The sequence below is a fragment of the Microbacterium sp. BF1 genome, from assembly GCF_019279095.1.
Taxonomy (GTDB): domain Bacteria; phylum Actinomycetota; class Actinomycetes; order Actinomycetales; family Microbacteriaceae; genus Microbacterium; species Microbacterium maritypicum.
Genome location: NZ_JAGYWT010000175.1, coordinates 1 through 4,980, shown reverse-complemented (window position 1 = coordinate 4,980; position 4,980 = coordinate 1). Strand labels below are relative to the sequence as shown.

At 68.0% G+C, this 4,980-nt stretch carries 6 protein-coding genes; 1 reads left to right on the top strand and 5 read right to left on the bottom strand.

Features of this window, described 5'->3' with window-relative positions:
• From KZA10_RS08010 to KZA10_RS07995, 4 genes are all read right to left on the bottom strand, one after another.
• A partial coding sequence (locus tag KZA10_RS08010; RefSeq protein ID WP_218682601.1) for a cation-translocating P-type ATPase occupies window positions 1–1,156 on the bottom strand: 1,156 nt, incomplete at its 3' end.
• A gap of 69 nt (window positions 1,157–1,225) precedes the next feature.
• A complete protein-coding gene (locus KZA10_RS08005) occupies window positions 1,226–2,191 on the bottom strand; it encodes a heavy-metal-associated domain-containing protein (protein WP_141386937.1) in 966 nt (321 codons plus the stop codon).
• The gene (locus tag KZA10_RS08000; protein ID WP_017829691.1) at window positions 2,188–2,400 is read right to left on the bottom strand and encodes a heavy-metal-associated domain-containing protein; all 213 of its coding nucleotides are present in this window, start codon (window positions 2,398–2,400) and stop codon (window positions 2,188–2,190) included. Before KZA10_RS08000 ends, KZA10_RS08005 begins: the two co-directional genes overlap by 4 nt.
• 117 nt (window positions 2,401–2,517) lie before the next feature.
• Entirely contained in the window at window positions 2,518–3,123 is a 606-nt protein-coding gene (locus KZA10_RS07995) for an MFS transporter (RefSeq protein WP_256934556.1), read from the bottom strand.
• On the opposite strand from KZA10_RS07995, the gene KZA10_RS07990 reads away from it, so the two are divergent.
• Window positions 3,122–3,886 carry a 2-oxo acid dehydrogenase subunit E2 gene (locus KZA10_RS07990; RefSeq protein ID WP_374196556.1) on the top strand — a complete coding sequence of 255 codons (765 nt, stop codon included), beginning with the start codon at window positions 3,122–3,124 and terminating at the stop codon, window positions 3,884–3,886. The two genes, KZA10_RS07995 and KZA10_RS07990, sit on opposite strands and share 2 nt — an antisense overlap.
• A 4-nt stretch (window positions 3,887–3,890) precedes the next feature.
• Here the strand turns inward: KZA10_RS07990 and KZA10_RS07985 are convergent, their stop codons facing one another.
• Window positions 3,891–4,814 carry a DUF1295 domain-containing protein gene (locus KZA10_RS07985; RefSeq protein ID WP_141386940.1) on the bottom strand — a complete coding sequence of 308 codons (924 nt, stop codon included), beginning with the start codon at window positions 4,812–4,814 and terminating at the stop codon, window positions 3,891–3,893.
• Window positions 4,815–4,980: the final 166 nt, after the last annotated feature.

Sequence of the window (4,980 nt, the reverse complement as noted above, 5' to 3'; positions counted from 1 at the left end):
ATCCTGCCCCGAGCCAGCCGCCGAGGGCCACGAAGGCGATCACGATCACGATCGGCACGAACACCCCGGAGATCCGGTCGGCGAGGCGCTGCACCTCGGCCTTCCCGGTCTGGGCGTCCTCGACCAGCTGTGCCATCTGTGCCAGTTGCGTGTCCGAGCCGATTCGCGTCGCACGGATCACGAGTCGGCCGCCGACGTTCGTCGTGGCACCGGTGACGGCGTCGCCCTCGGCCACCTCGACCGGGACGGCCTCTCCGGTGAGCATGGATGCGTCCACGGCCGAGGTGCCGGAGACGACCACACCGTCAGTGGCGATCTTCTCCCCGGGGCGCACGATGAACTCGTCGCCCACCTGGAGATCCTCGACGGGGATCTTCGTCTCCACACCGCCACGCAGGACGGCGACCTCTTTCGCGCCAAGTTCGAGGAGAGCGCGCAGGGCCGCGCCGGCCTGCTTCTTCGACCGCTTCTCGAAGTACCGCCCGGCGAGGATGAACATGGTCACCCCTGCGCCCACCTCGAGGTAGATGTTCGCCGCCCCGTCGGACGGGGCCAGCGCGAACTCGAACGGGTGCGTCATGCCCGGCGTGCCCGCTGTGCCGAAGAACAGTGCGTACAACGACCACAGGAACGCGGCCGAGGTGCCCATCGAGATGAGCGTGTCCATCGTGGCGGCGCCGTGCTTCAGGTTGGTCCATGCGGCCTTATGGAAGGGCCATGCCGCCCAGAGGATCACGGGAGCAGCCAGCGCGAGAGAGGCCCACTGCCAGTACGTGAACTGCAGTGCGGGGATCATCGCCATCGCGATCACGGGCACGGTCAGCACGATCGCGCCGATCAGTCGGTTGCGCAGTGACCGCAACTCAGGATCCGCGTCGTCGGCGTCACCGGCGGCCGCCCCGTCGTTCCTCTTCCCCTTCGGGGCGGGCAGGGCCGCGGAGTACCCCGTCTTCTCCACCTCGGCGATCAGCACCGCAGGGTCGTAGCCGTCAGGGACCGTGATCTTCGCCTTCTCGGTCGCGTAGTTCACGGTCGCCACGACACCCTCGAGCTTGTTCAGCTTCTTCTCGATCCGCATCGCGCACGACGCGCAGGTCATCCCGCCGATCTCCAACTCGACGCCTGACCCCATGCTCGGAGGTGCTGATGTACTCATGTGCTTTTCCTTCTGTCGGCTGTGTGGGCGGGCAGCAGCGCGGAGCTGCCGCAGGGCGATGCTCGTCGCTCAGTGCCCGTCGTCGTGGGAGTCGCCGTCGGACACGGCCGCGTCATCCCCCGAAGCGGCGTCAACCACGAACTCGGCGGTGTGCACCTGTCCGTCGACCTGGAAGTCGAGGTACAGGAAGTACCGGCCGGCGGTCGGCGCCTCTGCGGCGAACTCGATCTCGGGCCCTGAGGTCTCGCCGACCTCAGGCTCTTCCCCCTTGGCGTGCACGTGCAGGTAGGCGAGGTCGCCGTCGCGCAATGCGACGAGGTGGCCGAAAGCCCCCAGGTAGGGCTCCAGAGCGGTGACGGGCTTGCCGTCTCGCGTCACGGTGAGGGTGAGGTCTTTCGCTGTTCCCGCCGTGAGGTCGCCGTCGAGCGAGACCGTGAAGTCGCCGACCTGTGCGGTCTGCGTCGGCTGCGGCGCCACCGGGGTGAACTCGCCCGCCACCTGGACCGTGCGCGTGAGAGTGAGCGAAGGGGCATCCGTGCCGGCGGGGGTGAAGTCCGCGAAGACGCGATAGGTCCCGGCTTCCGTCCATTCCCACGGCAGTGACCACATGCCCGTGCTCTCATCCAGCGTCGGGTGGACGTGACGGAACAGGCTCCCGTCCGAGCGCACCACGATCAGGTGCAGGTCCTTGTCATGCGCGGTCGTGTAGTCCGTGACCGGGGTGCCTGCGGCGTCGAGGATCTGGAACTGCAGCTCGCCGGAGGTTGCGACGGCTCCCGGCGCCTCGACCGGCGACAGGACGTATCCTTCCAGGCCGAGCGAAAGGCCTTTCAGGCTGTCCGCAGCGACATTCGCAGACTCCTCCGCGGCCGTCGTGGCGGCATCGTGGCCGCCGTCGTGACTGTTCATCTCCGCACCTTCCTTCCACTCGCTGACAACGCTCGGGGGAACGATGGCGCTGGCGAGGCCGAAGGCCCCACCGAACGCCACCACCACGCCGATCCCGTAGATCGTGAGGCGCGCCCCGGCGTTCATGCCGTCCGCACCGCCGAGTACCCCGCCTCCGCGACGGCAGCCAGAATCTGCGCATCGTCGAGGGAACCGGAGCCGGTGACGACGAGCGTGCCCGTCTGTGCGCTCACCTGGATGTCTTCGACACCCGGGACTTCGGAGACCTCTTCGCGGATCGACATCTCGCAGTGTCCGCAGGTCATGCCGGTCACCTGGAACTCGTTCGTGGTCATCGCGTTTCCTCTTCTCGTGGTCAGTACCCGTAGGGGTACTAGTCGCAACCGTATACCCTGGTGGGGTATTCCTTCAACCGGCCCGGTTCTCCTCCGCGCAGGGGAGGGCCGGATCTGTCACCCCTGAGGCGTGACAGATCCGGCGCAGATCCGGTCGGTGCGCCAGCATGCCCAGAGTGGACCAGGTGAGCCAGCCGACTCCGGGGCGTTGACAACGGCGTAGACCACGGCGGCCAGTCCCACCGTGACCGTGACGGCTCCGGCGACATCGATCGACCCCGTCGCCTTTCGGACGGTGCGGGGGAGTGTCGTCGCGGAGAATGCGAGCACGAAGAGCGCGATCGGCACGGTCACGTAGAACACCCATGGCCAGCTCGCGTACTCGGTCAGGACTCCGCCGAGGAAGACGCCGGCCGTGCCGCCGATGGGCGCTGCGGCGCCGTAGACGGCGAATGCCTTGGGCAGATCGGATGTGCCGCCGAACAGCATCATCAGAAGGGTCAGGGCGGCCGGCGCGATTAGCGCTGATCCGGCGCCTTGGATCGCGCGACCGGCGATCTCGACACCGACGCTCCCGGCCGCTCCCGCCAGGATCGAACCGGCGATCAGGATGAGCCAGCCGAGCACGAAGATCTTTCGAGGGGGTGGGGGTATCGATCTTGTCGACCTCGACTGCCACACGAGCGGCGAAGAGCCCTGCGCCACGAAGGAGGCAGAACACATGAGTGAATCCGTCCCGCGCAAGCGGAACGAGCCATCACCCTTGCGCGGCACCACGGTGCCGATGACGCGGCTACGGCGAGTGATCGCCCAGCGGGCGGTCGCGTCGATGACGTCGATGGCGCAGGTCACGAGCGTCGTCGAGGTCGATGTGAGTCGCGTCGCTCACCTTCGGGATCGGGTCAAGGCCGAATTCCTTCGCACGACCGGCCACCGCCTCACGTTCCTGCCGTTCTTCGCGATCGCTGCGGCCGAAGCGCTGCGCACCCACCCGATCATCAACGCCATCGTCGATGGAGATGACGTCGTCTACCCGGATCGGGAGAACCTGAGCATCGCGGTCGACACGGAAAGGGGCCTCTTGGCGCCGGTGATCCGCAACGCCGCAGACCTCGACATCGCCGGTCTCGCCGCGCAGATCGCCGACCTCGCGGAGCGTACGCGCAGCAATCGGCTGCAGCCGGACGAGCTCGCCGGCGGCACGTTCACCCTCACCAACACGGGCTCGCGGGGCGCGCTGTTCGACACCCCGATCGTCTTCCAGCCCCAATCTGCGATCCTCGGCACGGGAATGGTCGTGAAGCGCGCAGTGGTCGAATCCGCGGAGGACGTGGAGGCGATCGCCGTGCACTCCATGGTCTATCTGGCGCTCTCTTACGACCACCGCATCATCGACGGCGCTGATGCCGCGCGGTTCCTCGCCACAGTGAAGGCGCGGCTCGAGGAGGGCGCCTTCACGCGGGACCTCGGTATCGAAGTGCGCTGAGGGTCTACGCGGCCTTCTCGCGCACGGCCGGCCGCGTGAGCCGTGGGATCAGGGAGGGCGTGTTCTCTCGGTAGGCGATGTAGTCGGCGCGATCGCCCCACTTCTTCTCGGCGCGGGCTTCCAGCAGCGGGATGCCGCTGACGCGCGTGAGCAACAGGATCACGAACAGGGGGGAGAGCAGCGCGACCCACTGCCATCCGACGAGCACGGGGGCTGCGGTGACGAAGACGCCCACCCAGATGACGATCTCGCCGAAGTAGTTCGGGTGGCGGGACCGCGACCACAGGCCGCTGCGGATGAATTCGTCCCGGTTGCGCGGGTCGGCGCGGAACGTGGACTTCTGGGCGTCGGCGACGACCTCGATCACCATGCCGAGAGCCCAGACGACGATGCCGACGACGGTCAGCCATCCGATCGGCGCGCGGGAGGAGGCATCCGCACTGATCGCGATCCAGGCGGCGGCAGCGGTCAGCGACACCCACGCGCCCTGGATCACCCATACCTGCAGGAACCGCAGCGGCAACCCCTTGATCTGGTCGAAGCGCCCGTCGGATCCGGCCTTGTGCACGCGCACGGCCAGGAACGAGCCGAGGCGCGCGGCCCACAGCATGACCATCGCCGCGAGGATCCAGCTCCGCGCGTCCGGCATCGGCGCCAGCAGGACGAGCGCTGCGGAGATCACGAAGAACGTGAGGCTGCCCGTCAGGTCGAAGAATCGTTCGGTCTGCATCAGCATCGCGGGGATGAACGCGATGACCTGGATCGCGAAGGCCGCACCGACGGCGAGGGCGAACAGGGGGACGCCGCCGATGGTCGCACCGCCCTGGCTGCCGGCGATAGCGACGAGGGTGCCGACCGCGAGGGCGACGACGATCGCGATGAGCGAGGAGCGCGAGGAGGTCGGACGGGTGGGGGTGGGGGAGGACATGGTGTGCTTTCCGATTCTCAGAGGTACAGGTCTTCGACGGCGACGGCGGCGCGATCCAGCACGACGCTCCGCTTCAGCTTCATGGTGGGGGTGACGAGCCCGCGGTCGTCGAGGTCGGCGAAGACCACGCTGAACCGGCGGACCTGCTCGCTGCGGGCGACGAGCG